26 protein-coding genes are annotated in these 26168 nt (G+C 46.5%); 12 read left to right on the top strand and 14 right to left on the bottom strand.

Annotation, left to right across the window (positions count from 1 at the left end; translation table 11 throughout):
* Position 1: 1 nt before the first annotated feature.
* The 5 genes from bioD to bioB all read right to left on the bottom strand — a co-directional run bounded on the left by bioD (position 2) and on the right by bioB (position 4592).
* Positions 2-658 carry a dethiobiotin synthase gene (gene bioD, locus AC08OG_RS12425; protein ID WP_482929648.1) on the bottom strand — a complete coding sequence of 219 codons (657 nt, stop codon included), beginning with the start codon at positions 656-658 and terminating at the stop codon, positions 2-4.
* Positions 658-1479: a malonyl-ACP O-methyltransferase BioC gene (gene bioC / locus AC08OG_RS12430; protein WP_482929649.1), complete on the bottom strand. Its 822-nt coding sequence runs from the start codon at positions 1477-1479 to the stop codon at positions 658-660. The genes bioD and bioC overlap by 1 nt, the downstream gene beginning before the upstream one ends.
* Before the next feature lie 69 nt (positions 1480-1548).
* Entirely contained in the window at positions 1549-2307 is a 759-nt protein-coding gene (gene bioH / locus AC08OG_RS12435) for a pimeloyl-ACP methyl ester esterase BioH (RefSeq protein ID WP_292353591.1), read from the bottom strand.
* The gene (gene bioF, locus AC08OG_RS12440; RefSeq protein ID WP_292353590.1) at positions 2297-3469 is read right to left on the bottom strand and encodes an 8-amino-7-oxononanoate synthase; all 1173 of its coding nucleotides are present in this window, start codon (positions 3467-3469) and stop codon (positions 2297-2299) included. The genes bioH and bioF overlap by 11 nt, the downstream gene beginning before the upstream one ends.
* A 109-nt stretch (positions 3470-3578) precedes the next feature.
* Positions 3579-4592 (bottom strand): biotin synthase BioB, encoded by a 1014-nt coding sequence (gene bioB / locus AC08OG_RS12445; RefSeq protein WP_482929650.1) that lies wholly within the window; start codon positions 4590-4592, stop codon positions 3579-3581.
* A 33-nt stretch (positions 4593-4625) separates the two neighbouring features.
* Here bioB and AC08OG_RS12450 point away from each other — a divergent pair, with 33 nt between their 5' ends.
* The 5 genes from AC08OG_RS12450 to AC08OG_RS12470 are packed head-to-tail and all read left to right on the top strand — an operon-like array spanning position 4626 to position 8753.
* A complete protein-coding gene (locus tag AC08OG_RS12450) occupies positions 4626-5351 on the top strand; it encodes a ComF family protein (RefSeq protein WP_482929651.1) in 726 nt (241 codons plus the stop codon).
* Between the two features lie 37 nt (positions 5352-5388).
* Complete coding sequence (locus AC08OG_RS12455) at positions 5389-6462, top strand: DUF484 family protein (protein ID WP_292751782.1); 1074 nt, start codon at positions 5389-5391, stop codon at positions 6460-6462.
* Between the two features lie 45 nt (positions 6463-6507).
* On the top strand, positions 6508-7998 hold the full coding sequence (locus AC08OG_RS12460; RefSeq protein ID WP_439504117.1) for a DUF1538 domain-containing protein: 1491 nt from the start codon (positions 6508-6510) through the stop codon (positions 7996-7998).
* The gene (locus tag AC08OG_RS12465) at positions 7995-8345 is read left to right on the top strand and encodes a P-II family nitrogen regulator (RefSeq protein ID WP_292353585.1); all 351 of its coding nucleotides are present in this window, start codon (positions 7995-7997) and stop codon (positions 8343-8345) included. Before AC08OG_RS12460 ends, AC08OG_RS12465 begins: the two co-directional genes overlap by 4 nt.
* Positions 8346-8363: 18 nt before the next feature.
* Positions 8364-8753, top strand: coding sequence for a CBS domain-containing protein (locus tag AC08OG_RS12470; RefSeq protein ID WP_292353584.1), 390 nt, complete (start codon positions 8364-8366; stop codon positions 8751-8753).
* 4 nt (positions 8754-8757) lie between these two features.
* Here AC08OG_RS12470 and AC08OG_RS12475 read toward each other — a convergent pair whose 3' ends face one another.
* Genes AC08OG_RS12475 through gmk form a run of 8 tightly spaced genes read right to left on the bottom strand, consistent with a single transcriptional unit; the run spans position 8758 to position 16652 of the window.
* Complete coding sequence (locus AC08OG_RS12475) at positions 8758-9591, bottom strand: thermonuclease family protein (RefSeq protein WP_482929652.1); 834 nt, start codon at positions 9589-9591, stop codon at positions 8758-8760.
* A 1-nt stretch (position 9592) separates the two neighbouring features.
* Complete coding sequence (ubiA, locus tag AC08OG_RS12480) at positions 9593-10459, bottom strand: 4-hydroxybenzoate octaprenyltransferase (protein ID WP_292400225.1); 867 nt, start codon at positions 10457-10459, stop codon at positions 9593-9595.
* Positions 10459-11010 (bottom strand): chorismate--pyruvate lyase family protein, encoded by a 552-nt coding sequence (locus AC08OG_RS12485; protein WP_292353581.1) that lies wholly within the window; start codon positions 11008-11010, stop codon positions 10459-10461. Before AC08OG_RS12485 ends, ubiA begins: the two co-directional genes overlap by 1 nt.
* 13 nt (positions 11011-11023) lie before the next feature.
* Positions 11024-13105 carry an ATP-dependent DNA helicase RecG gene (recG, locus tag AC08OG_RS12490; protein WP_482929653.1) on the bottom strand — a complete coding sequence of 694 codons (2082 nt, stop codon included), beginning with the start codon at positions 13103-13105 and terminating at the stop codon, positions 11024-11026.
* Between the two features lie 27 nt (positions 13106-13132).
* Positions 13133-13519 (bottom strand): RidA family protein, encoded by a 387-nt coding sequence (locus AC08OG_RS12495; protein ID WP_292353579.1) that lies wholly within the window; start codon positions 13517-13519, stop codon positions 13133-13135.
* 44 nt (positions 13520-13563) lie between these two features.
* Positions 13564-15723: a RelA/SpoT family protein gene (locus tag AC08OG_RS12500; protein WP_482929654.1), complete on the bottom strand. Its 2160-nt coding sequence runs from the start codon at positions 15721-15723 to the stop codon at positions 13564-13566.
* Positions 15724-15729: 6 nt separating this feature from the next.
* Positions 15730-15990, bottom strand: coding sequence for a DNA-directed RNA polymerase subunit omega (gene rpoZ, locus AC08OG_RS12505; RefSeq protein WP_292353577.1), 261 nt, complete (start codon positions 15988-15990; stop codon positions 15730-15732).
* 50 nt (positions 15991-16040) lie between these two features.
* A complete protein-coding gene (gmk, locus tag AC08OG_RS12510) occupies positions 16041-16652 on the bottom strand; it encodes a guanylate kinase (protein WP_292353576.1) in 612 nt (203 codons plus the stop codon).
* A 242-nt stretch (positions 16653-16894) separates the two neighbouring features.
* On the opposite strand from gmk, the gene AC08OG_RS12515 reads away from it, so the two are divergent.
* The 7 genes from AC08OG_RS12515 to AC08OG_RS12545 all read left to right on the top strand — a co-directional run bounded on the left by AC08OG_RS12515 (position 16895) and on the right by AC08OG_RS12545 (position 24808).
* Complete coding sequence (locus tag AC08OG_RS12515; RefSeq protein WP_292400233.1) at positions 16895-17935, top strand: Fe(3+) ABC transporter substrate-binding protein; 1041 nt, start codon at positions 16895-16897, stop codon at positions 17933-17935.
* A gap of 58 nt (positions 17936-17993) precedes the next feature.
* The gene (locus AC08OG_RS12520) at positions 17994-19652 is read left to right on the top strand and encodes an ABC transporter permease (protein ID WP_482929655.1); all 1659 of its coding nucleotides are present in this window, start codon (positions 17994-17996) and stop codon (positions 19650-19652) included.
* Positions 19642-20715: an ABC transporter ATP-binding protein gene (locus AC08OG_RS12525; RefSeq protein ID WP_482929656.1), complete on the top strand. Its 1074-nt coding sequence runs from the start codon at positions 19642-19644 to the stop codon at positions 20713-20715. The genes AC08OG_RS12520 and AC08OG_RS12525 overlap by 11 nt, the downstream gene beginning before the upstream one ends.
* Before the next feature lie 119 nt (positions 20716-20834).
* Positions 20835-21386 (top strand): VPLPA-CTERM sorting domain-containing protein, encoded by a 552-nt coding sequence (locus AC08OG_RS12530; protein ID WP_482929657.1) that lies wholly within the window; start codon positions 20835-20837, stop codon positions 21384-21386.
* A 287-nt stretch (positions 21387-21673) separates the two neighbouring features.
* On the top strand, positions 21674-22228 hold the full coding sequence (locus tag AC08OG_RS12535) for a VPLPA-CTERM sorting domain-containing protein (RefSeq protein WP_482929658.1): 555 nt from the start codon (positions 21674-21676) through the stop codon (positions 22226-22228).
* Between the two features lie 341 nt (positions 22229-22569).
* Entirely contained in the window at positions 22570-22863 is a 294-nt protein-coding gene (locus AC08OG_RS12540) for a hypothetical protein (protein WP_482929659.1), read from the top strand.
* A 325-nt stretch (positions 22864-23188) separates the two neighbouring features.
* Complete coding sequence (locus AC08OG_RS12545; protein WP_482929660.1) at positions 23189-24808, top strand: GGDEF domain-containing protein; 1620 nt, start codon at positions 23189-23191, stop codon at positions 24806-24808.
* Positions 24809-24884: 76 nt separating this feature from the next.
* Here the strand turns inward: AC08OG_RS12545 and AC08OG_RS12550 are convergent, their stop codons facing one another.
* Complete coding sequence (locus AC08OG_RS12550) at positions 24885-26135, bottom strand: OmpP1/FadL family transporter (protein WP_482929661.1); 1251 nt, start codon at positions 26133-26135, stop codon at positions 24885-24887.
* Positions 26136-26168: the final 33 nt, after the last annotated feature.

Here is a 26168-nt window from a genome sequence, read left to right on the forward strand (position 1 = left end):
GTTATAAAGTCAGATATGCGCTGGCATCTTCATCTTGGTCTAGTCTGGGCACAATCCCCAGACAGGGCGCCGTGATACGTTGCTTCAGACTTTGGATAATCGCGGTTGACTGTGAATCATCAAGAAAATCATTGGCGACCCAACCCACCAGATTGAGACCGGAGTCGGCAATCGCCTGAACCGTCAGCAGAGCATGGTTAATGCAGCCCAGCTTTATCGCCACCACCAGCACTACTGGTAATTTCAATGCTTTCGCCAAATCGGCAATTGTTTGCTGATCATTTAATGGCACCAGCCAGCCACCTGCCCCTTCGACCACGACGGCATCTGCCTGTAACCGCATCGCAGCAAATTGGCTTTCAATAACCGTCAGTGAAATGGTTTCGCCTACCTGTTCCGCTGCAAGATGTGGGGCAATCGCCGGTTCAAAGGCATAAGGATTGACCTGCGAATACGGTAACTTGATATCTGCCTGCTGGCTGAGGGCCAGTGCATCCTCATTTTGCAATTGCCCATCCCGCCACTCACAGCCACTGGCGACCGGTTTCATTGCCGCGACTCTCAGGCCCTGCTGTTGTAAAACTTTGATCAGTCCGACACTGATACGGGTTTTACCGACTTCGGTATCGGTGCCGGTAACAAATATATGCTGAGCCATCAGAGCTTGCTTCTCAATTGGTCGAGACTGACTGCCACACAGCCATCTTCGGTCATCTGCAGTGAATTCTCCCCTGCCCAGGCATGTCCGTATATTACTTCATAAGTGGCTGGAAGTTGCCCATTGATCCGGAATTGTTCACTGGCATGGGTTACTTTTTTCAAAGTGTTTTTACCCGTTAAGCCACGGCGCCGTCCATGATTGACATTGCGCGCTCCCAATTGCTGCAGATCACGCATCATGCTGACCAGATCGGGATATTGCAATGTATGCCGATCACTATCCAAAACCGGATCAGCAAGCCCGGCCGTAAACATGGCTTCCGCCACATCATGCATATCCAGAAATACATTGATATGCGGATAATTATCTACTGCCGCCCAACTTTGACGTAGCTCCTGCAAGGTATCAGGTCCCAGCGTACTGAACATCAGTAAACCACCGGGGCGCAAAACGCGTTGTATCTCTGCGAATACTGATGTCAGATCACACCATTGCAAAGCAAGGTTGGCATACACTAAATCCACGCTATTATCGGCCAAGGGTAATTGCTCAGCATCACCGGCAATAAATAAAGGTGATTTTTGCCCCGGTAACCAGCGACGTAAACCTTGATCTTTAAGATAACGCTGTCTGGCCTGGTTAAGCATCGCCGGTGCAATATCAACTGCCACTTGCCGGGCAGCCGGATACCGCTGCTGCAGCAAATGCAGATTGCGTCCTGTGCCGGTTCCCAAGTCCAGAATATGCTGTGGATTGATTTTGACCAGATCCAGACGCTCCAGCATTTCATCTGCGGTATCGCGCTGCAATATCGCCACATCATCATAACTGACGGCGGCTTTGCCAAAGCTGCGTGCTACACGATTTTTTCCGGTCCTGATGCCTGGTCAGTCATGCAGAAATCCGTATATGTGGTTCGCACAAAGTTGTGGTTGCGAGATAAAAGGCGCATGACCTGCACCGGCAATACGTTCAATCACGATATTGGAATTTAACTCTGACAAACGTTCAGCCAGTGAAATGGGGACCAGTTGATCACGCTCCCCAAGAATGCACTGTACCGGCTGGCTCAATTGACTGAGCGCCAGACGTAAATCAAGGATTTCCAGTAATTCCAGTCCAGCCTTTAACGCCTCGGGATGCGCCACATTATCCGCAGTTTGTTCAGCCAGTAGCTGAATAGTTTCCCGACTGCCTTCCGCCCCACGGGCCTGTAACATCACAAAGCGTTTCAGGGTTTCCCGTTGATTTTGATCAAGTTGACCAGAAAATACCGAAAACACAGCTTCATCCATCGCCTCTGACCAATCATCCGCCGTCACAAATTTCGGATTTGCCGCCATCAGGATAAGTTTGCTGACCCGCTGGGGAAACCTTGCGGCAAATGCCAGACTTAATTGACCACCCAACGACCAGCCCAGCCAAAAAGCAGTTTCTGGAACATTGCGTTCTAATTCATCCAGGATATTGTTGATCTGCAGTGCGTCGGAATGCCATTCAGAAGTACCATGTCCTGGTAAATCAACAAGGTGTAAGGTGAATTTTTCCGCCAGTAATTCAGCCAGCGGCTGCCAGACGCCACTATGCATGCTCCAGCCATGCAGTAAAACCAAATCAGGTCCCTGGCCCATTTGTTTAATGTCCATAACTGGCCTCCAGAGCACCAAGCAATTTATTTATATGTTCGGCATCGTGAGCTGTAGAAAGCGTAATACGTAATCTGGCGGTATTTTTCGGCACAGTCGGTGGCCGAATAATGCCGACTAGAATGCCGTGCTGTTCCAGATCCTGTCCTAATTTAAGGGCTTTTTTATCATCACCGATCAACAGCGGTTGAATCGCCGTTTGCGATGGCATTAGAGGTAATCCCAGTTGATCCGCCCCATCACGAAACTGTTTGATAAGTTTTTGTAATTTGTCACGCCGCCAGGTTTCCTGTTGCACCAGTTTTAAACTTGCCAGCGTTGCTGCTGCAATCGCCGGGGGCTGGGCAGTGGTGTAGATAAAACTGCGAGCCTGTTGCACCAGAGTTTCAATCACCACTTCATCAGCTGCAACAAATGCCCCTGCAGTGCCAAAGGCTTTGCCAAAGGTACCGACTAAAATCGGTTTTTGCTGTGTTAATTCAAAATGCTCAATCACACCGCCGCCGTTTTGACCAAGCACACCAAGACCGTGTGCATCATCTATTAATACGCCAGCTTTGTGCTGTTCGGCCAATGCCATGATTTCTGTTAATGGCGCAACATCGCCGTCCATACTAAACACACCATCACTGACAATCAGTTTGTTTCGGGAGTTGGCGGCTGTGTGTAGTCGTTGATGCAGTAAAGCCATATCAGCATGGGGATAGCGTAATTGCTGCGCTTCGCTGAGGCGTCCGCCATCCAGTAAGGAGGCGTGATTCAATTTATCCTGTACCACCACATCCGTTTTACCCAACAGTCCATCAATTACCCCGATATTGGCCATATAACCGGTGGAAAACAAAAGAACGCGTTGCTGGCCAGTAAATTCTGCCAGGGCTTCTTCAAGCTGATGATGATAACGGCTGTGACCGGTTAGTAAATGCGCTGCGCCACTGCCGACGCCTTCCTGCTCCAGCGAGTCGATAAAGGCCTTTTTTAATGCTGGATGTGCAGCTAGTCCCAGGTAATCATTGCTGCTGAAAGACAGCATTTTACGACCATCCAACACGACCTCAACGCCCTGTTCACCATCACGCAACCGTGTGCGACGATACAAGCCGGCGGCTTTACGATCGGTTAATGTTTGTTGGAGTTGTGAATGCCAGGGAAGTTGTGACACTAAAGCGCCTCGAGAAATCAGTAATCTTGAGCGATGGAACCGACAGACTTTATTAACAGAAATGCTCTGTGCGATAGCATCACACAGAGCATTATCTTTAATTTAACCTTCAGGCCGCTGAACAGTGTTTATCTTCCGATTGTTGCTGTCCGACCTGTAACGGTGTAATACCCAGACGATTGAATAGACGCTGATCATGGTCAGTATCCGGATTGTCTGTCGTCAGCAGTTTTTCACCATAGAAAATCGAATTGGCACCAGCCAGGAAGCTCATTGCCTGTAATTCATCGGACATGTTTTCACGGCCGGCTGAAAGTCTGACAAAAGACTGTGGCATCATAATTCGCGCTACCGCGATGGTACGAACAAATTCAAATGGATCCAGGTTGTTGATGCCATCAAGTGGTGTGCCTTCGACTTGAACCAATAGATTAATTGGTACGCTCTCAGGATGGCTTGGCAAATTGGCCAGACTGATTAACAGACCGGCCCGATCCTTACGGCTTTCACCCATGCCGACAATGCCGCCACTGCAGACATGAATACCCGCTTCGCGAACGTGACTTAAGGTATCCAGACGATCCTGATAAGTACGGGTAGAGATGATTTCACCATAGAATTCCGGAGAGGTATCAAGATTATGATTGTAATAATCCAGACCGGCATCTTTCAGACGTTTGGCCTGATGATTTTCCAGCATGCCCAGCGTGACACAGGTTTCCAGCCCCATATCTTTAACGCCTTCAATCATCGCGACGACACGATCTACATCACGATCTTTCAGGTTACGCCAGGCGGCACCCATACAAAAACGGCTGGCCCCAGTGGATTTAGCCTGAGCAGCGGATTCAAGTACTTTATCCAGAGGCATTAACGGTTCAGCTTTTACTGCCGATGGATGATGTGCGCTTTGGGGACAGTAACCACAATCCTCAGCACAGCCACCCGTTTTGATGCTTAACAATGTACTGATTTGCACAGCATTGGCATCAAAATTCTGCCGGTGAATGGTTTGAGCTTTGTACATCAGATCCGCAAATGGCAAATCAAACAAGGCTTCAATTTCCGCCTGCTGCCAGTCATGGCGAAGCGGTGCGGTCTTTTCTGCTATATTTTCAGTCATGGGCTTCTTCATCAGATTTAATGGATTAATAACATGATGGCCAGAAACTTTAGTGCCGTATTGACGCATCGTTTGGCGGAATTATACAGCAAACTGTTACCGATTCCCTGCTTCCTCTGTGGCGAGTTTAGTCAGCAGGATGCACTTTGCAAAGCTTGTATCAACGACCTGCCATGGTTGGGCCATTGTTGTCAGCGATGTGCACTGCCACTGAATGAGGCAGGAATTTGCGGACAATGCCTGCAGCAACCCCCACCTCAGCAATTGAGTCTGGCATTATTTCGTTATGAAACGCCTGTCAATCATTGCATTGCTACATTCAAATATCATCAGCAACTGGTCTTTACCAAACTATATGCCAGGCTGCTGGCTGATAAAACCAGACAACGGAATAATGCTTTACCCGAAGTGCTGATTCCCATTCCTTTACATCCAAGCCGCATGCGCAGTCGTGGATATAATCAGTCTGCTCAGTTAGCGGACGCTCTGGGAAATCAGCTTGATATTGCGGTGGATAAAACCAGTTTTATTCGACAGCGCAATACTTCTCCCCAAACAGGCTTGAGTGGCAAACAACGCAAACGTAATTTGAAACAAGCTTTTGCTATAAGAATGGCGACATCATATAACCATGTGGCATTGATAGATGATGTCTATACCACGGGACATACCGTAGCAGAAGCAACTCGCTGTTTGCAGCAAAATGGTGTCGATACAGTAGAAGTATGGACAATTGCCCGCGCAATGCGCCATTATTAGGGCCACCACACATAATTTCAGTGCTCAAGGCTGTTGCATGCCTCAAAAAGACGTGACGACGCTTCAAGATCGTTTGGATGATCTGATTCGTATTGCCAAAAGTAATGAGCGAAAACAGCTCAACTTTCAGCAATATGAATTAAGCTTGCTCAACAGCAGCGGTTTAGAACCGTTACTGAAACTGATCCTGGAAGAACATAAACATCGTTTTCAACTGACGGCAGTCACTTTGATGCTGCATGATCCGGAATATGAATTCCAACGCCTGCTGGATTCGTTATCGGAAACCGAACTTTGGCAGAAAAATTTATTGTTTACTGAGTCTGTACAACGTCTGGAACAGTTTTTCAGTTTACGACGGATACCCCGGCTCACCAGATTTTCTTCTCATCAACACCAACAACTGTTTCCCTCCTATAATGAATTAGGCTCCGTCGCGTTACTCCCTCTGATTCGTCAAAATCAATTGATAGGCAGTCTCAATCTGGGCAGCCGAAACCCTAATCGCTTTCAATCCAACATCGGGACGCAGTTTTTGCAACATCTGGCGGCGGTAGTATCAGCCTGTATCGAAAATGCCCGGCTACATGAGGAAGTGAAACTGGTTGGCTTACGAGATCCGCTTACCGGGGTAAATAACCGCCGCTTTTTCGATCAACGCATCATTGAAGAATTCAGCCGCGCTAATCGGAATGCTACCCCCTTGTCCTGTTTGTTTGTCGATCTGGACTACTTTAAACGCATCAACGACAGTCATGGCCATCAGACAGGCGATCAGGTACTCAAACATGTTGCACAGCTGCTCAATGACAGTTTGCGACAAGGGGATGTATTAGCACGCTATGGTGGGGAAGAATTTGTGGTTTTACTGGCCGATGCGACGCGCTCTGTGGCGGCGGATATTGCAGAACGTATGCGAAAAACTGTTGCTGAAACCCATTTCACCTCGCCAACAGGCAAGACATTACAGGTCACCCTGTCGGTGGGTGTTTCTACTCTGGAGCCAGGCAGTAAAATGACCGTCAAGCGTCTGTTACAATCAGCTGATCAGGCTGTGTATGGCGCCAAACTATCCGGACGCAATCAGGTAAAAGTCAGCGCTGAGGCCTGAAAATACTGAAGCCCGTAACCTTTAACCGACAATAAAGAGGCCACAGTGAATCAACTGAAAGCTTTTTCAGCTGCATTTTTACACGCGTTGAAAAACCTGCTGCCAATCGTTGTCGTTGTGGTTATTTTTCAAGCTTTTGTATTGCAACGCGTCCCGGAAAACAGTCTGAGCATCAGTCTCGGTCTGTTTGTCGTTGCCATCGGAGTCGCCCTATTTCTGCGGGGCCTTGAATTAAGTATCTTTCCGGTCGGTAAAAGTCTCTCTAATCAGTTTACTCGACGGGGTTCGTTATCGATTTTGCTCGCATTTGGTTTTGCATTAGGCTTTTCGGCGGTGATTGCCGAACCGGCGTTAATTGCCGTGGCCGAACAAGCTCAGGAGATCAGTGAAGGCCGAATCGATGCATTGATCCTACGCTTTCTGGTGGCCGTTTCTGTTGGCTTTGTGGTTGCCCTCGGTGTATTTCGAATCCTGTTTGGTTACCCGCTACACTGGTTCATGATTATTGGTTACCTGATTGTCGTGGTGATCACATTTTTCACACCGGCTGAAATCGTCGGACTGGCTTATGATTCAGGCGGTGTTACCACCAATATTGTGACTGTTCCATTGATAGCAGCCTTAGGTATTGGTTTAGCCTCATCCATTCGTGGCCGTAACCCACTTATTGATGGCTTTGGTATTGTAGCCATGGCAGTGATGGTACCGATGATAACAGTTCAGCTGTATGGGATTGTCGTCTTCAGTGGGTCTGAAACTGCTCCCGCAGCAGATCTCAGTATCGACACTGCGCAGAAAGAAGCAATCTCTGGCCCGATGGCCATGCTGATGGATTTGTTGGGGATGATGGGAGATGTGCTTCCTATCATTATCACTATCCTGTTTTTCCAGTATCTGGTGTTAAAACGACCGTTAACGAACCCACGCAAAGTGATTTTAGGTTTTGCCATGGTGTTATTCGGGTTGTATGCATTTGTTGTAGGCTTAAAAATGGGGTTATTCCCCATCGGTAGCAGCATGGCTGAACAACTGATAAAAAATCAGCATATTGTCTATGTCTATCTGTTCGCTTTTGCGATTGGTTTTGCGACTACCATGGCGGAACCAGCCTTGATTGCTATCGGCCAACAGGCAGAAGAAGCCGCTTCGGGAAGGATAAATGGTAACGTCATCAGGCTTCTGGTGGCAGTGGGTGTGGCAGTAGGCATCACTATCGGCGTCCACCGTATTATATCCGGCGACTCAATTCACCATTATATTATCGGCGGATATTTAATCGTTATCGTACTCACCTTAATCGCCCCCAAATATATTGTGCCGCTGGCATATGACTTAGGTGGTGTGACAACCTCAGAAGTCACAGTGCCTTTGGTGACGGCACTGGGTATCGGCCTTGCAACCCATATTGAAGGTCGAAACATTCTGATGGATGGCTTTGGCTTAATAGCCTTTGCCTCAATCTTTCCAATCATTACCGTCATGCTCTATGCTATTACGATGCATTTCATGACGTCATTGCAAAGGGTAAACCCATGAAGTTTTCTGTTCTTGTTGCAATTGTTCCCGAAGAAAATGAACAGGCTGCGATTGATACCGCCAAAGATCTCGGTGCCGGTGGCATAACCGTCATGTCAGCCCGGGGAATCAGTAATAACGTCAAAAAAACCTTTTTTGGTCTGAGTTACGATGGCAGTCAAAGTGTGTTGCTGATGGTATTGGAAAAAGGCCTGTCATTACAGGTGCTCAAAGCCATTCAAAAAATTCTGATGCCGGATAATCAGGACTCCAAAGGTCTGGTATTTACTCTGCCACTGGAGCATCTGGCAGGTATCGATACCTCTCAGGTTGAACAATTCCAGCAACATTTACGAGATTCTTTCTAACCCTCAAGGATGCCACCAATGCGATTAGTTAAAGATGTCATGATTACTGATGTAGTCACCATTTCACCCTTTGCCAAAATGCGTGAAGCATTAAGCCTGATGAAGCGCCATAAAATAAAATCGCTGGTCGTGGATAAGCAGAATCAACACGATGCCTTTGGGTTAATTACCTACTCGGATATTCTGAAAACGGTTATTGCTGAGGAAGGCGATATTGATTTGCTGAATGTGTATGACATCTGCGCCAAACCGGTTATAGCCGTTGGGGAAGAATTAGCGATTCAACACGTTGCCACGTTGATGACAACGCATCGGGTGAAACGACTCCTGGTAGTTCATAACAATGATTTGGTTGGTATGGTGGCGATGAACGACATCATGGAAAAATTGTTAAGCGAAATAGAATAAAAACTTAATCCAATAACGTGATGGCGCTGGGATGCTGCACAAACAGACTATATTGATCTCCTCGTTTGGACATCCAGCCACGGACTTCCAGTGACTTATTCAAATACGACCCCAATGGCGGGAACAAATCCTGCTGTTTCTTCGCTATCCTCAGACTCGCTTTGTCATTAACTTTTAATATCCAATAATCCCTGGTCTGTGAGCGTGATTTAGCAGTTAGAAGCCATCGTTGCCAGCCACGATAGGCTGTTTCAGTGATGGTAGTGACCTTACGAGGCTGATAATGTTTATCCCTCCAAATACCCTGCTGTTGGTTTATTGCCTGTTGTTGGGCGGCAATCAATTGATCTGCATACTGCAGATTGGGTGGCTTTAGAGTCAGTGCGGCCAATCCCTTTTGTAACAATTTTTCATTGATAAAGTCACCGTCCGGTGTCCATGCATACGCGAGCAACCGATCATAACGATCGCGTTTTTCGGTATCGTACTGCAGATAGACCTGGTTTTCTGATAACTGTTTTTTTAACCAATCCCTCGCTTCAATGCCGCCTGGTTCGGCTTCGCGATAACGAGAACTTATTTCCGGGGTATTTATACTGAGTAATCTGACCCGCTGATTATTTTCCAAAACCAAAGTATCGCCGTCATAGACCCGTTTAACATTAAATAAATAGCGATTTGAGTTGGGGGTTAACTCAACGGTTTCCGCTGCTGGATCAGCAGGTTGATCAGAAAATATCTGTCGTCCATGGTCATCTGTCCACTGATAAATTTCTGTGGCGCTTACGGTACCAATTAGCCAAAACAGTAAAAAAACAGAAGATAAATATCTTGCCATGTCAGCTCAAGCTGTAATGCAAAACGATGCTGATAAAAATAACTGCTCCCACCCAATTATTGTTCAGAAAGGCTTTTAAACAGGCATGGCGTTCACGATCTTTACTAAGCCATAACTGGTAAACAAATAACACCGCAGCGATTGCTAACCCAATATAAAACAGCATTCCAAACTGCAACTGCAATCCAATGAACAACAGGATCAACAGATACCCGATTTGTAACATACCTTGTATTAATAAATCTTTCTGTCCAAACAGAATGGCAGTGGATTTCACACCTGCTTGCAGATCATCCTCACGGTCAGCCATGGCATAGAAGGTGTCATACATTGTTGTCCAGATAATATTGGCCACAAACAACCACCAGACAATAGCCGGCAATGCGTTGGTCTGGGCCGCAAATGCCATCGGAATGGCCCAGCCAAATGCCATGCCTAATACCAGCTGCGGCAGGTAGGTAAAACGTTTCATAAACGGATAGACCGCGGCCAGTAATACCGCCACCAGCGATAGCGCTATCGTGAAAGGATTAAGCAACAACACCAGCATAAACGCGAATAAGGCTAATACCACAAACGTCAGTACTGCCTGTTTTGCCGATAATGCACCGGTTGCCAGCGGACGATTCTCAGTACGCCACACCTGACCATCAATATGCCTGTCGGCAAAATCATTAATTGCACAGCCAGCCGCACGCATCAGCACAACACCAGCGATGAAAATCAGCAGGATCTTAATATCCGGCAAGCCGCCAGCTGCAATCCATAATGCTGTCAAGGTGGGCCAGAGCAACAATAAAATGCCAATAGGCCGATTCATTCTGGTCAATTGCCAGTAAGGGCGTAGTTGTGTGGCTAAATTTGTCATCAAGACCAGTCCTGATTCGGTAAAAATATTTCACAGACCAGTAAACTATTCTCAGCAAAATAAAAACATGACCGTCTTGCCCACATTATTGAACTATCGTTGAGCTCATTACTACTGTGTTTTGCCAATTCGAACAGGCTTTGTCCTGAACGCAGACTGGCCACTTCCAGTGGGCCGCGTTTAATCGCCGGGTCAGTAAACAAGATTTCACCCAGAGAGCGATTACCCAGGTGATGAATATGCAGGTGTGCCTGCAATGCCTGATAACTGGCGCGCGGCACAATGGTGCGGGCAAATACGCGTGGCTGATCACCATCGCGTAATATCACCTCTCGGCAATAGGCATGTTCATATAACGGCTGTTCAAGCTTCAAAGCTTCTTCTGTCAGAGGTTTTTGCCAACCGGTTTGCTGCAGATCCACTTTGAATTGCTGCTGACTGGTCTGTTGCAGACGCAGCGTTAACGATCCTTTGTCCGTTAACCATCCAGCCAGTTCGCCTGGTAGTTTTGCAGTTGGCGCGGGATGCCAGTGTGTTTGGCTTTTTAACATTGATTCTGGTGACTCATACTTGTCCGAAGTTCAGTTTGGTACCAAACCAGCGTCGAATTAAAGGTGTGACGTTTTCCGGATAGTGCTTTATTAAAGTCTCAGCCGCTTTGCTGACCGCTGGCAACAAATCCTGATCAGCCAGTAAATCGGCCACCCGAAACTGGGGCAAACCGGTCTGCCTTGTTCCCAACACTTCGCCAGGACCACGAATTTCCAAATCGCGCTGGGCAATAACAAATCCGTCATTGCTTTCGCGTAAACAGGCCAGCCGTGCCAAACCATTTTCCGACAGCGGAGGATGGTACATCAACACACAATGACTCTGCACCGTGCCACGCCCTACCCGGCCACGTAATTGATGTAATTGTGCCAGCCCCAGACGTTCAGCATTTTCAATCACCATTAAACTGGCATTGGGCACATCAACCCCAACTTCAATCACCGTAGTCGCCACCAGCAAATCAATTTCACCCTGTTTGAACGCCTGCATCACCTGTTCTTTTTCAGCTGACTTCATTCGGCCATGCACCAGTGCAATCCGTAAGTCAGGCAACGCCTGTTGCAATTGTTCAGCAGTATCTTCCGCTGCCTGACATTGTAAATGCTCAGACTCTTCAATCAAGGTGCATACCCAGTAAACCTGACGTTTTTGCTGACAGGCCACATGAATGCGCTCAATTACTTCCTGGCGACGGTTATCGGCCACCACCACGGTGGTTACCGGTTGCCTGCCAGGCGGCAGTTCATCAATTATTGATACATTCAAATCAGCATATGCTGTCATTGCTAATGTTCGGGGAATAGGGGTAGCGGTCATCACCAATTGATGTGGCAGGATATCCACCGCTTTACCTTTATCGCGTAGCGCCATACGCTGATGCACGCCAAACCGGTGCTGCTCATCAATTATCACCAGACCCAACCGATTAAACGTCACTTCATCCTGAAATAACGCATGGGTGCCAACGGCAATATTGATTTCGCCTGCAGCCAGCGCAGCAATAACCTGTCGACGCTGTGCTGTTGTTTGCTTGCCAGCACACCAGCCAACCTCGATGCCTAACGGCTCAAGCCAATTACGAAAGGTCTGATAATGTTGCTCTGCGAGTAATTCGGTGGGCGCCATCATCACTGCCTGATAGCCACTTGATACTGCCATTAATGCTGATAAAGCAGCTACCACTGTTTTACCTGATCCGACATCCCCCTGCACCAGCCGCTGCATCGGAATATTCTGTTGCAGGTCGTTACGGATCTCTGTGATAACCCGTTGCTGAGCACCGGTTAACGGGAATGGTAGCCGTTGTAAAAACGTTTCACTGAAACTATCGGCTTCAAACATAGGCGCTGTATGTTGCTGAGTGCGATAGCGGATTTGACGCATACTGAGCTGCTGAGCCAGTAATTCTTCAAATGCCAGGCGTTTCTGTGCCGGATGTTCACGAGCGATTAACTGACCGACATCACTATCGGGCGGAGGTAAGTGAACGTATTTCAAGGCTTGCGTCAGATCAAAATGAGCCACTCTGGGATCTAACAATGCTTCTGGTAAATAGGATGGCATGGCTTGCTGTTCCAGCAATTTGATTGCCTGATTCAACAGTTTCCGCCAAGATAATTGATGCAGCCCTTCTGTTGTCGGATACACCGGCGTTAAGACTTCATCCACAGCAAATGGCGCCTCACCCTGAATTATCTGATATTCAGGATGCACCATTTCTAGCGCTGATGGACCACTGCGCACTTCGCCAAAGCAACGAATACGTTGCCCACGAGCGAGTTGCTGTTGCTGGGTTTTGGAAAAATGAAAGAAGCGTAATACCAGTGAACCGGTGCCATCACTGACATGGCATAGCAATGAACGACGCCGACCGAACTTAACCTGACTGAGCTGAATAACCCCTTCAATCAGTTTTTCCTGTTGTGGTCGCAAACTGCCAATTGGCATTAAACGCGTGCGGTCCTGGTAACGCAGAGGCAGATGAAACAGGAGATCCTGAATATAGCGGATCCCCAGTTTCTCCAGCTTTTCAGCCAGTTTTTCACCGACACCTTTGAGTGAGGTGACCGGATCAGTTATGGCCAGTTCAGTCACCTGCTACGGCCACTAATATAGTCGGGTTTAAGCGCCTAGATGCAAAATAGCATCCATTTCTACCGGCACATCTTTGGGTAAAGAGGCTACGCCAATTGCTGCACGAGCTGGATAGGGCTGCTGGAAGTAATCGGCCATGATTTCATTGACGGTGCCGAAATGGGCTAAATCGGTGAGATAAATATTCAGTTTAACCACATCCTGCAAACTGCCACCTGATGCCGCAGCAACCGCTGACAAGTTATCAAATACCCGGCGAACCTGAGTAGCAAAATCGCCTTCAATCACTGTCATGGTTTCCGGTACCAGTGGGATTTGACCAGAAAGATAAACAACATCACCAACTTTTACGGCTTGTGAATAGGTACCAATAGCTTCAGGAGCATTGCTGGTATGGATAATTTCTCGGGACATAAAAACTCCGGCTAAGTCGCCCAGTAGACGACAGATTAAACAAATCAGTTATTAATACGGTTAATCCGTTCGACCATTTCCAGTTGGCGTAAACGGCGGATAATGCGAGCAAGATGCTGACGATCAGTGACTTCAATTGTCAGTCGCAGATTGGTATAGCCACCATCGCGCTCATCAACGATAACATTATCAATATTCGATTCAGCTTCAGAAATCACCGAAGCAATTGTCGCCAGTGCACCACGTTGATTACGCAGATGCATCATCAAATCTACAGGGAAATCACGATTGATCTCTTTCGCCCAGGCTACATCCAGCCACTTTTCATTTTGCTCGCGTAAATGGGTGGTATTTTTACAGCTGCGCTGATGAATAATGATACCGCGTCCGGCACTGACAAATCCGTGTATTGGATCTCCCGGAATCGGATGACAGCAGCGGGCAAAATTCACCACCATGCCCTCAGTTCCGGCAATCAGCAGTGCCTGTGGCTCTTTATCAGGGGTTTCTTCCTGTAGCAATTTTTGTGCGACCAGTAAGGCAGATATGTTGCCCAGACCCAGATCGCTCAATAATTCATCAAAGTTTTCCAGCTCATACTCTTTCAAAAGTGCCGTAATTCGCTTGGTTGGAATATTTTCCAATGCTGTTGAAAAGGCTGTCAGATGTTTGTTCAGCAGTCGCAATCCAAGCTGAATTGCCTCTTCGCCTTGCAGATGCTTGAGGTAATTACGAATATTGGTCCGCGCTTTTGGCGTCACGACAAAATTAAGCCAGGCCGGATTGGGATGCGAGGTCGGCGAGGTAATGATTTCAACTGACTGGCCGGTTTCCAGTGGTGAACTTAATGGCACCAGATGGCGGCCAACTCTGGCTGCTACGCAACTGTTACCGACATCAGAATGAACTGCATAGGCAAAATCCACTGCTGAGGATCCTCTCGGTAAGGTGAGGATCTCTCCTTTAGGCGTTGAAACATAAATCTCATCCGGGAATAAATCGATACGTAGATTTTCCAGAAACTCCATCGAGTCACCAGAGCTTTTCTGCATTTCCAGAATGCCATGCAACCATTGCCTGGCTTTACGGTGCGCCAGCGTATTGCCAGCAACTTCACCGGTTTTATAGAGCCAATGAGCGGCCACACCCGCTTCAGCCAATTGATCCATATCGCGAGAACGGATCTGGACTTCTATCGGAACACCATAGGGACCAAATAAAACGGTATGCAATGATTGATAACCATTCGCTTTGGGAATCGCTATATAGTCTTTGAATTTACCCTGCACTGGTTTGTATAAGTTATGCACTACACCCAGCATTCGATAACAGGCATCCACATCGTCGACAATAATCCTGAAGGCATACACATCCATGACTTCAGAAAATGATAGCTGTTTGCTAACCATTTTTTTGTAAATGCTATAGAGATTTTTCTCACGGCCCTGAATATCGGCGTTAAGGCCTTCCTGCTCCATTCTATTGAGGATGGAAGCGGTGATTTGACTGACGATTTCCTTGCGATTGCCCCGCGCTTTACGCACGGCGTCACCCAACACACGATAACGAATAGGGTAAAGAACGTGAAAGCCAAGATCTTCCAGTTCACAGCGCATCAGATTCATTCCCAGACGCTGGGCAATAGGAGCATAGATTTCGAGGGTTTCATGGGCAATGCGGCGGCGTTTTTCCGGTCGCAGGTGACCCAGAGTACGCATATTGTGCAAACGATCAGCAAGCTTGACGATAATAACCCGTATATCACGGGACATCGCCAGCAACATTTTTCGCAGATTTTCAGCCTGGGCGTGTTGTCTGGTTTCAAATGCCGCCTGCGCCAGCTTGGTGACACCTTCTACCAGCTCGGCAACGGGTTCACCAAATTCGGCGATTACGTCACGTTTGGACATTTCCGTGTCTTCGATAACGTCGTGCAGCAAACCGGCCATGATGCATTCATAATCCATATGCATCATCGCCAGTACATGCGCTACCGCTAGCGGATGCGTGATATAGCGCTCACCACTGCGTCGGGTCTGCCCTTCATGGCATTGCTCGGCAAAGTGATAAGCTCGCCGAATCGACTCGACCTGATTGTTTTCTAAATAATTTGAAGTGGCAAAACACAGATCATCTATCGTGAGTTTGGGCTCGGACTCCTGGATGAAGTCAAGTTCAGACGCAACAGATGGTTTTGCACTCACGGTAAATTAGATTTCGCTTTGCAGCTCTTCATCGCTGACCATGCTTTCTTCGGCATGTTGACGAGCTGAGGTTTTAGTAAGAATAGTGCGATCAACCAGACCTGCGGCAATTTCACGCAGTGCCAGAACAGTAGGTTTGTCGTTATCGACCGGCACCATTGCATCATCACCCATGGCAATCTGACGAGCGCGTTTTGCCGCAACCAGCACTAATTGAAAACGGTTATCTACATTTTCGAGGCAATCTTCAACGGTAGTACGTGCCATGTTAATTTGTCCTGTGGTTAAAAGATGTAATTTTACGAGAGATACGCAGCTTAAGCCAGTAAGTCCGCTAACAAGGTACTGTAATTTGACTGTTGAACAGCCAGTTTGTGCCGACTCGCGACCACAATCGCAGTCAGGCTGGCGAGCGCATGATCAAAGTCATCATTCACAATCAGATAATCAAATTCAACGTAATGTGACATTTCACTCTCTGCGTCTCGCATTCTGCGCGAAATCGTTGCTTCATCATCCTGTCCGCGGCCTCTCAAACGCTGTTCAAGTGCCTGTTTGGATGGCGGCAAAATAAAAATACTGCTGCTGTCGGGAAAGTTTTTTCTGACCTGCTGAGCCCCCTGCCAGTCAATTTCCAGAATCACATCATTTCCGGCATGTAACTGGTGATGCACCGCTGCAGCTGAAGTACCATAACTGTTATCAAATACTGTTGCGGATTCAAGAAAATCTCCTGCATCACGCATCTTGCTGAAGATATCCTGACTGACAAAAAAGTAATCTTCGCCGTCAGCCTCTCCCGCTCTGGCAGCACGGGTTGTATGGGATACCGATAAGCGAACATGCGGGTCCTGTTTGACCAATGCTCGAACCAGACTGGTTTTCCCTGCACCGGAGGGTGCCGCCACAATAAATAAACTTCCAGACATTTTGATACCTTGCAGATTGCGCAGTTTCAGTTTTGAAACCTGAATTTCGTTTGTGAAAACAATACTGGTTTACGCTTTTTTGTGCCAGTTTTTTGCAAAGCTAAAAGCAGGCTCTGTGCGAGCTAACTACCGTCATATTATGATTCTTCCTGTTAATAACCCAAGAAAACTTTAATTCTTCCTATTCCAAACAAAAATAAATCTCATTATCATTGTTAATGTCATCAACCATGGAGTGTTCTATGCGCAAAGCAGGTATTTTTCTGAGTGTTTGTTTGGGTTTAAGTCTGTTGTTTATCTCGGGATGTAGCAATGAATCTGAAAACGAGATAAAAGAAGTCAATCTGTATTCCGCCCGAATTGAATCGCTGATCAAACCTTTACTGGATGAATTCACTGAAGAAACCGGAATTAAAGTCAATCTGGTCACTGGTAACGCAGATGAGCTATTGCAACGTCTGCAGAATGAAGGTCGCAATACTCCCGCCGATATGCTGTTAACCACAGACGCGGGTCGTTTACACCGTGCTATGGAAGAAGACTTGTTACAACCCGTTGACTCTGAAATTCTGCAGCAACGCATCCCCTCTTCCTATCGTCATCCGGAAGGTTACTGGTTTGGTTTGTCGCTGCGTGCTCGTCCTATTATGTATGTGAAAGATCGTGTCGATCCTGCAGAACTTTCAACCTATGAAGCGCTGGTTGAACCACGATGGAACAACCGAATCTGTGTTCGTTCATCAAGTAACATTTATAACCAGTCAATGGTTGCTTCAATGATTGTGGCCAATGGTGAAGCTGCAACGGAAGAATGGGCAAAAGGACTGGTCGCCAATTTCGCCCGTTCGCCACAAGGCGGAGATCGCGATCAGATCAGTGCTGCAGCGGCGGGCCAGTGCGATATTGTTATTGCCAATACGTATTATCTGGCAGGTATGTTGACCAGCAACGATGCTGATGAAAAAGCAGCAGCAGAAAAGTTAGCGGTTTTCTGGCCAAATCAGGATGACCGTGGTGTGCATATTAATGTATCCGGAGCGGGCATTATTAAAGATGCCAAACATCGTGACAATGCTATTGAACTGCTGGAGTTTCTGACCAGCGATACTGCTCAGCAATGGTATGCAGAAACCAATGGTGAATATCCAGTTCGAGACGATATTGAAAGAGGCAAAGTACTTGAACAGTGGGGAGACTTCCGTGCCGATTCACTGGACATGGATAAATTAGGTGAATTTAACGCCGATGCGTTGCGGCTGATGGACCGTGCGGGTTGGCAATAAGCAATTGCATGCGTAAAGTTGGCAGTTTTGCCCTATCAACTGCCAACTTTACAATTACATGTCCTTCATAAACCAATTTCGCCCCTACCCGGCATTCATTTTTGTACTGGCAGTGGCCCTGTCAATGCCTGTGGCAGTGGTTTTGGCGCATGTTTTTGTTCCCAGTGGTGATATCTGGCAGCACTTAAGCAGTACTGTGCTTCCCGACTATATTCGTAATTCTCTGCTGTTAATGCTTGGCGTCGCTATGGGTACGCTGTTAATCGGTGTCACAACGGCCTGGCTCACCACAATGTGTCAATTTCCAGGTCGCAGTGTGTTCGAGTGGGCCTTGTTGCTGCCGATGGCAATGCCTGCCTATATCATTGCCTATACCTATACCGGAATGCTGGATTTTGCCGGTCCGTTACAAACCAGCCTGCGTGAATGGTTTGGCTGGCAATACGGAGATTACTGGTTCCCTCAGATCCGCTCGCTAAACGGCGCAGTTGCTATGCTGACTCTGGTGCTTTATCCCTATGTCTATTTGCTTAGCCGCGCGGCGTTTCTGAATCAATCAATCTGTGTGCTGGATGTCAGTCGGACCTTAGGTAATGGGCCATGGAAAACGTTCTGGAAGGTAGCGCTTCCGCTGGCTCGTCCAGCAATCATTGCCGGTTTATCATTAGCATTGATGGAAACCTTAGCCGATTACGGTACCGTTCAATTCTTTGGCGTCAGCACTTTTACCACCGGCATTTTCCGAACCTGGTTCGGTATGGGCAGTGCTGCGGCAGCAGCTCAACTCGCCGCTGGACTGATGGTATTTGTCTTTGCCTTGGTTCTGATCGAACGTTATTCCCGTCGTAAAGCCCGCTATCACCACACCAGTCGTCGTCATCAGGATCTGCGTCGTTTCCCACTGACCGGTGGCCGGGCATTTCTGGCATTCCTGTTTTGCCTGTTTATCCTTGGACTGGGTTTTTTATTACCGGCATTGCAACTGCTTAGCTGGACCATCCATGTAGCGGATACCGTGATTGATGCAGAGTTTCTAAGATTACTGGTCAACAGCCTGTCTCTTGCCGCGTTTGCTGCCGTACTCGCTCTGTTACTGGCGCTTGTTATGGCTTATGCCCAGCGACTTTATCCAGGCAAACTGGTGAGCGCAGCTGTTCAAGTGGCAGGAATGGGGTATGCCGTACCTGGCGCTGTTATTGCCGTTGGTGTGATGATCCCTTTTGCCTGGATTGATAACACCATTGATGATTTGGCGCGGAGTCAGTTTAATTATTCCACTGGACTATTATTGAGTGGCACATTGGTCGCAGTCACATTTGCCTATCTGACCCGTTTTCTTGCTGTGTCATTACAAACCGTAGACAGTGGCTTAACACGCATCACCCATTCGATGGATGAAGCAGGTCGTTCGTTTGGATTTCGACCATTACAGATACTGAGACAGATCCATATACCGATGTTAAGTGCATCATTGATGACGGCATTATTACTGGTATTTGTCGATGTATTAAAAGAGCTCCCCGCGACGCTTATTTTACGTCCTTTTAATTTTAATACCTTAGCCGTAAAAGCCTACGAACTGGCATCTGATGAACGTTTGGCCGAAGCCGCTCCGGCAGCATTGGCTATTGTGATTGCCGGCATTATTCCGGTTATTCTGTTAAGTAAGACCATTACCCGATCCCGCAAGTTAAAATTGGCGATTGATGAAAACTGATAGCACTATGCAACTTCCACAATTACTCGTCGACAATATCAGCATTGGTTATGCTGGCAGGCCAGTCGTTGAAGGTATTTCCTTTAACTTAAAAGAGGGTGAAATTGCCTGCTTACTTGGCCCGTCAGGATGTGGGAAAACCTCAGTCTTGCGTGCTATTGCCGGATTTGAACCATTAATGCAGGGCAGCATCGTGTTGCACGGTAAAACCGTCAGCGTTGCTGAGTTTTCCCTGCCTCCGGAAAAACGCCATATCGGTATGGTGTTTCAGGACTTTGCCTTGTTCCCACACCTGACAGTCGCCAAAAATATTGGTTTCGGTTTACAAAAACTTCCACGAAAACAACAGCAGCAACGCGTAGCTGAATTACTTGAATTAGTTGAATTAACGGGAGCCCAAAATCAGTATCCGCATCAACTTTCCGGTGGGCAGCAGCAGCGTGTTGCCCTGGCACGAGCGATGGCGCCACGTCCCGATATCCTGTTGTTGGACGAGCCATTTTCCAGTATGGATTCCGACTTGCGCGAACAACTTGCCCGGGAGGTACGTCATTTACTGCGTCGCGATGGGGTAACAGCGATTATGGTGACCCATGATCAACATGAAGCCTTTGCCATGGCCGATCAGATTGGTGTGTTAGGCCAAGGAAAATTGCTGCAGTGGGGTAACGGTTATGATTTGTATCACCGACCGAGCAGTCGATTTGTCGCGGATTTCATCGGGCAAGGTGTATTGATCCCTGGCGAAATTATTGCAAATAATAAAATCAGCACTGAGCTGGGCATTGTCAGCGGCAAAATGACGACAAATGCGAGTACTGGTCAACAAGTAAACTTATTACTGAGACCGGATGACATTATTCATGACGATAATAGCCCGCTGAAAGCCGAAATTGTTGCCAGGGCGTTCAGGGGAGCAGTTTATCTCTATACTTTGAGGCTACAAAGTGGGCAACACATACTGTGTTTAGTGCAGAGTCATCATCAACATGAGGTGGGTGAATACCTTGGAATAAGGCTAGAAGCTGACCATCTGGCGGTATTTTCAGATTTTCAGGAATAATTCCCAACAAATAACAGGAAGTAGTACCAAGGTACTATAGGCGCTGGCGAGTTTTATCTTTATATTACGTAACGTAGGTTTTAATTATGTCTTTCGCACCTCTGGAGGCGCACTTCTGTATGAAAAAAATTACCTTTATTAAAAGCTTGTTAGTCCTATTAGCGGCATCATTTAGCTTTTCTATTCAGGCAGCAACATTATCTTTGGCGGGTACAACTTCCTACAATGCCAATGGCTTTAAAGGGTCTATTTCTGAGATTCTTAATATTAATAGTTTCATACCAGATGCGTCAGTAGGTTTTTATGTTCCAAAACCTAATCCAACAGCCATGAGTGCGGCACATGTTCAAACGGCCTTATCTGCTATCGGATCAAGTTTTGTGGTTACGGATTTTTTCAAAATCAACAGTCCTGCCAGCAACACTTTGAATACAGCCCCTTTGGGCCTTTCATTCAGTGGTTTCCTGATGAAATATGGTACAACCACACTAATAGGTCTGTTCAACTCGCCGATCTCCAGCCTGGATTTCTTACCCCATAATGGAAAAGACGTTTCACATATCGCCTATTTCAATACGTCTGTTTCTGAAGTACCTTTACCTGCTGCATTATGGTTATTTGCTCCCGCCTTGATCGGATTTCTGGGCTTTAGACGTCGCATGAATAAATAAACACAAACTTTGGTTCAAACAAAAAGGCCGTGTTTATCACGGCTTTTTTTAGTACTTTTTGCAGTGAACTTAAGCTATTTCTCGATTTTATTACCAGCTGGTGCAGATCAAACCTACCTGCAATCATCTCGGTCAGTAACCTAGATAATGTCAAAAGCAAAAATAGGTAAGGAGTTCTTCCCACAAAAAACAGGTATTAGTACCAAAGTACAATATGAAAAATTTACAGGCACGCCTAGGTTATGAGACGTAGGTCACATTAATAAAAAAACCTGGGGGGGCATTTTATGAAAAATTACATTAAATTACTATTCGTGGCTGGTCTGGCAACCTTGTCATTTGCAGTCAACGCCGCACCAATAAATCTTATAAATCCTGTCAACTATTTGACACCTGCAGGACCTCCTGGCAATGAGGGGACGATTTCAACTGTAGTGAACATCAATGACTATATGCCTGGTGCGTCTACAGGCTATTTAATTGAAGATGCTCAGCCTCAAGCAGTTGATGCGGGTCAGCTCCAAACAGCATTAAATGCTGCAGGTGCCGGATTTACAGTGACTGATTTTACAAAAATTCAACCACCTCCAGTAGGCAACGTATTTGATTCTTCACCACTTGGAATAGCATTTCAGGGCTTTTTAATGAAATATGCGACTTTCACTATGGTCGGCTTATTTGATTCTCCTATCACTCAATTGAGTTATACCACCCACACTGGTCAGGATGTATCACATATTGCCTATCTCAATACTTCAGAAGTTCCACTTCCAGCCGCATTGTGGTTATTTGCTCCGGCTCTGATCGGATTCCTTGGTTTCAGACGTCGTATGACTAAATAAAAATTCCAATCAGGATTTTTATCAAAAGCCGTGCTCAGCACGGCTTTTTTTGCCTGCAATTTGCTATCCATAAAGCAAGACTTCCCGGGAACTACAGCAAACGCATTATCTCAGCTGGCTGATAAAGAAATGCATATTCAAAAAAAATAATCTGCTTGTTGAACAAACAATGAAAAAAATGAGCATAAAAGCATTTAAATGAATGGGCAGGAAGCTATTTCGATCCTAATAATTACCTAATAATATTGTTAGGGCTTGTTGATCTTTCATATCCTCCTCTGCTGGAGGCTATTTTTGTGTCCGACAAGGTGGAAAGCACGCAGTGTAGTCTTTCTACATAAGTGATTGACAAATTAGTCTGGAACTCATTTGAACAGCTTTGCTGGCCGCGTAGCGGTGAAATACAGGGATGTATTTCATACAACGCAGGCGGACGCAAAAAAGTCCCAGCCCTTCGGGTTGTGACTGAAAAAGCATCACTTATGTCCACGGATGGACTGTATGCCGGCGCGCCAGGGAGGCGCGCGCCGGTCTGCTTGGCCTGCATGGATGTAAGTCAGGGGCGTGAGCAGGATGCAGAAGCTTTGCTCGTCGCTTATTTAGAACAACCACAAAAACGCCGGGAGCGTTTTTGAGCATAAGCCCCAATGGGGTGAGATACATGGATGTATCTCACAAAAGGCGCTCCTCTTGCCTTGATTGACGGTTTTTCAGCTCAAAACAGAGGGGGATATGAAAGATCAACAAGCCCTGGACAGACAACTTAATTTCCCTACGTACTTTTAAAGAACTTCTACCTGGAAGGTGTTGTTACCCCCCACCCCACACCTGATACTTGCGCTATCTTATTGTTACAATCACAAGGTAAATATGCTAAATTCCCTGCTAATTGCCAATAATAATAAAGATACGTAATCATATGAAAATAATGGAGCTTTTCAGTATGGAAATTAACTGAACATGCTGCGGCTTCAACAATTTGGGGCGGATCGATCGTTGTATCTGCTCAGATATGCATTATGTTTTGTTCTTTTTCTTCTTCCCATTACCAGTTTTGCACAACAATCATTTGTTGGTCAGTGGTATGAAGTCAGTGCCAACTGGAGCTTTCCAGATCCGCCTGAAACCACTGTCAATGCTCCGTCTTTAACTGGCGGGCATTACGTCTTTCAATCCGTATTTGATATCACTGATGCTGATGAAACAATCGTTATTGATTTTAAAAATGGCAGCGTATTAGGACATTTTCATCACTATATAACTGACATTTCCGGTAATTTCATTGCAGAAGCCCGGGGTGGAATTGAATCAGAGGTCAAAAACACTTTTTTTATGCGTCATGGACGCGAATTCAGATTGCCTCCGGGTCAGTATCAGCTCACCACCCAACTGGTTTCACACTATTTTATTGCCCAGCCTCAGCCTTATTGGGACAGCTTGCCGCATTACCGTGAAGCCATAAAATGGGGCACTGTTATTACCTTGGTCAGTATGGGCATTCTGATAAGTCTTGGCGTGTATTACGCCATTCTGGCTTTGGTCAGACGGCGTACCACCGAAATCATGTACACCTTTTTTATCATGATGAATGTGCTTTACAACGGTACGGCGCTGTTAATTACCCCGGATCTGTTCAATATCCACTGGTTTTACTTTGTCGGCGGTCCCATTCTGCTGAGTAACTTTGCCTACATTCTGTTTGCCAAGCATTTATTACAGATCCACCCCGAAACGCATCCCAGGCTGGATAAGCTGGCAAAACTGTTTTTAATGATGTTGGCAGTATTATTCGTTGTGGCCATTTTCAATAAAAATCTGATCATAGAATGCGCCCGTTATGGTGTTGGTCTGATGATGCTCTATGCATTGATTGCGGCTCTGGTAAGAGCATTTGAAGGCTATAAAATTGCCTATTTTTATCTGGTGGCAATCGCTGCTTTTTTTGTGATTGGCTCGATAGCAATTTCCAGCAAGGATCTGGATGGTGTATACACCATCTATATCGAGCATATCGGCTTGTTAGCCGTCACGGTTGAAGTATTACTTATCGGTCTGGTTCTGGGATATCAGTTTGCCGAGGTTTACCGGGAAAAAGAACATAATCTGGTGCTGGTCCAGCAGAGTTTGCAAATTGCCCATCATGATGCACTTACAGGCCTGCCCAATCGTTATGCCCTGGATATTTCCATGGAAGAGTTACCGGCTGACGGTATGTTAACGCTGTTAGATATGGATAACCTCAAGCTTTATAACGACACCTATGGGCATCAAAAAGGTGATGAAATGCTGCAGATGTTTGCCAGAGTCCTGTCAGCGAAACTTGGGGATCTCGGCGTACTTCACCGGATGGGCGGTGATGAATTTGCCATCACCAGCGACAGTATTACCTACGCAGAAAATATCAGAGAAGTCATCTCACAAACCATACAATACATGCGACAGAACGGATTTGAAAAAGCCGGTGTCAGTCATGGTTCAGCTAATATGGTCGAAACCATCAATATAAATGAATTGAGAATTTTGGCTGACGAACGTATGTATCACCAAAAACGCACCAACGATAACCGCCAATGGGCTTAAAGACATCATAAGCATTTTGGCTGCTATCACTCTGAGCAGAATTAACGCTGCAGAATGGTGAATAACCAGCGAACAATTACCATTGTCGGCTGACCATCATATGCAGCCATACGGCTTCATTACGCAATTGTGAATCGTTACCAAACGGCAGCTCGCTATTGGTGTAATCCACTTTTTTACGGAAATCGTATTCAATACCACCATAAATAATCCATTCTGAATTGTATTGATAACTGCCGCCAAAAGTGAGGTGATGATCAAAGATCCCCGCCACAACAGGATTGGTATGTTCTTTTGGGATCGGGTTTTTCCCATAGTTATAGCCGCTATATAAAGTCAGTTTGTCGTTATAGCGATAGGCCATGCCCGTGGCAAACACCAGTTGGTTATTCCAGTTCATAGTTGAGGTACTGTTAATATCCGGTAAACCGGCAACAGAGGGATCGGTCGCTCGTAACTCGGTTTTTTTCATCGCGTCAGACCAGTTCAACCAGTTAACTTTTAACGAAAGTAACAGTTTTTCATTCATCTGATAGGCGGCGCCCACCCCGATTTCTTCAGGCAAGGCCAGACCTTTCAACGAAACATCATCGTACTTGACTACCCCCAGACCAGCACCTGTCATATTAAGTTTAAGTTCACCATCGGTTAACGGCAGCTCTGTTTTACCGGTATAACTGGCTGCCAGCGTAAGCTTGGGAGTTGCCCGATACTGAATACCCAATTTAAAGCTGGTGCGTAAACTGGTCGCGTCATCTATCTCAATTCCCGCAAATGCAGGCGGTGCTGAGGTATCCGGGAAGATCTTCTGTTCAGCCTGCGCATAGACCAAGCCAAAACTGCCGCCGACTGACCATTTATTGTTGACTTCACAGCCTACACCACCGGTAAGTTTGCCCACAGCAAACAAACCCGAATATTCATCCTCTGTTGCAAAAGCGGTTTGCATATTTTCAAATACGCCACCAGAACCGCCTTGTGCAAACAGTCCGCCCCCCACCGTACATGCCACATTTTCCAGTTTTTGTGCATACCCCATGCCGCCTAATCCGGTATAGAGGTTACTTGCATGTCTATCATTACCAAACTGATCTTCATGCGACAAATCAGTAATCCGCAGTAATGAACCATACGCATCAAAACGTTTGGTTTTAATTTGAGTCAGTCCGGCCGGATTGGTATTGAGCGCAGTGGTATCACGTGCCACAGCAATATCTGCCCCAGCCATTAATGTAGATTCGGCGCCAAATCCAATCAGATTGATACCATTCGTAGCATGGCTGGTGCCAGCAAAAAGACCCAGGAAGCAAACAGTTATTTTTTTCATTCGATGCTCATAGAACAGGTGCTCGTTTCATTC

It is taken from the genome of Methylophaga sp. F7 (assembly GCF_056863975.1).

Coding starts and splice junctions, on each gene's coding strand:
- bioD (WP_482929648.1), bottom strand. CDS start 658: ATGGCTCAGCATATATTTGTTACCGGCACCGATACCGAAGTCGGTAAA.
- bioH (WP_292353591.1), bottom strand. CDS start 2,307: ATGGACATTAAACAAATGGGCCAGGGACCTGATTTGGTTTTACTGCAT.
- bioB (WP_482929650.1), bottom strand. CDS start 4,592: ATGACTGAAAATATAGCAGAAAAGACCGCACCGCTTCGCCATGACTGG.
- AC08OG_RS12450 (WP_482929651.1), top strand. CDS start 4,626: ATGATGGCCAGAAACTTTAGTGCCGTATTGACGCATCGTTTGGCGGAA.
- AC08OG_RS12455 (WP_292751782.1), top strand. CDS start 5,389: ATGCCTCAAAAAGACGTGACGACGCTTCAAGATCGTTTGGATGATCTG.
- AC08OG_RS12465 (WP_292353585.1), top strand. CDS start 7,995: ATGAAGTTTTCTGTTCTTGTTGCAATTGTTCCCGAAGAAAATGAACAG.
- AC08OG_RS12470 (WP_292353584.1), top strand. CDS start 8,364: ATGCGATTAGTTAAAGATGTCATGATTACTGATGTAGTCACCATTTCA.
- AC08OG_RS12475 (WP_482929652.1), bottom strand. CDS start 9,591: ATGGCAAGATATTTATCTTCTGTTTTTTTACTGTTTTGGCTAATTGGT.
- ubiA (WP_292400225.1), bottom strand. CDS start 10,459: ATGACAAATTTAGCCACACAACTACGCCCTTACTGGCAATTGACCAGA.
- AC08OG_RS12485 (WP_292353581.1), bottom strand. CDS start 11,010: ATGTTAAAAAGCCAAACACACTGGCATCCCGCGCCAACTGCAAAACTA.
- AC08OG_RS12495 (WP_292353579.1), bottom strand. CDS start 13,519: ATGTCCCGAGAAATTATCCATACCAGCAATGCTCCTGAAGCTATTGGT.
- rpoZ (WP_292353577.1), bottom strand. CDS start 15,990: ATGGCACGTACTACCGTTGAAGATTGCCTCGAAAATGTAGATAACCGT.
- gmk (WP_292353576.1), bottom strand. CDS start 16,652: ATGTCTGGAAGTTTATTTATTGTGGCGGCACCCTCCGGTGCAGGGAAA.
- AC08OG_RS12515 (WP_292400233.1), top strand. CDS start 16,895: ATGCGCAAAGCAGGTATTTTTCTGAGTGTTTGTTTGGGTTTAAGTCTG.
- AC08OG_RS12520 (WP_482929655.1), top strand. CDS start 17,994: ATGTCCTTCATAAACCAATTTCGCCCCTACCCGGCATTCATTTTTGTA.
- AC08OG_RS12525 (WP_482929656.1), top strand. CDS start 19,642: ATGAAAACTGATAGCACTATGCAACTTCCACAATTACTCGTCGACAAT.
- AC08OG_RS12530 (WP_482929657.1), top strand. CDS start 20,835: ATGAAAAAAATTACCTTTATTAAAAGCTTGTTAGTCCTATTAGCGGCA.
- AC08OG_RS12535 (WP_482929658.1), top strand. CDS start 21,674: ATGAAAAATTACATTAAATTACTATTCGTGGCTGGTCTGGCAACCTTG.
- AC08OG_RS12545 (WP_482929660.1), top strand. CDS start 23,189: ATGCTGCGGCTTCAACAATTTGGGGCGGATCGATCGTTGTATCTGCTC.
- AC08OG_RS12550 (WP_482929661.1), bottom strand. CDS start 26,135: ATGAAAAAAATAACTGTTTGCTTCCTGGGTCTTTTTGCTGGCACCAGC.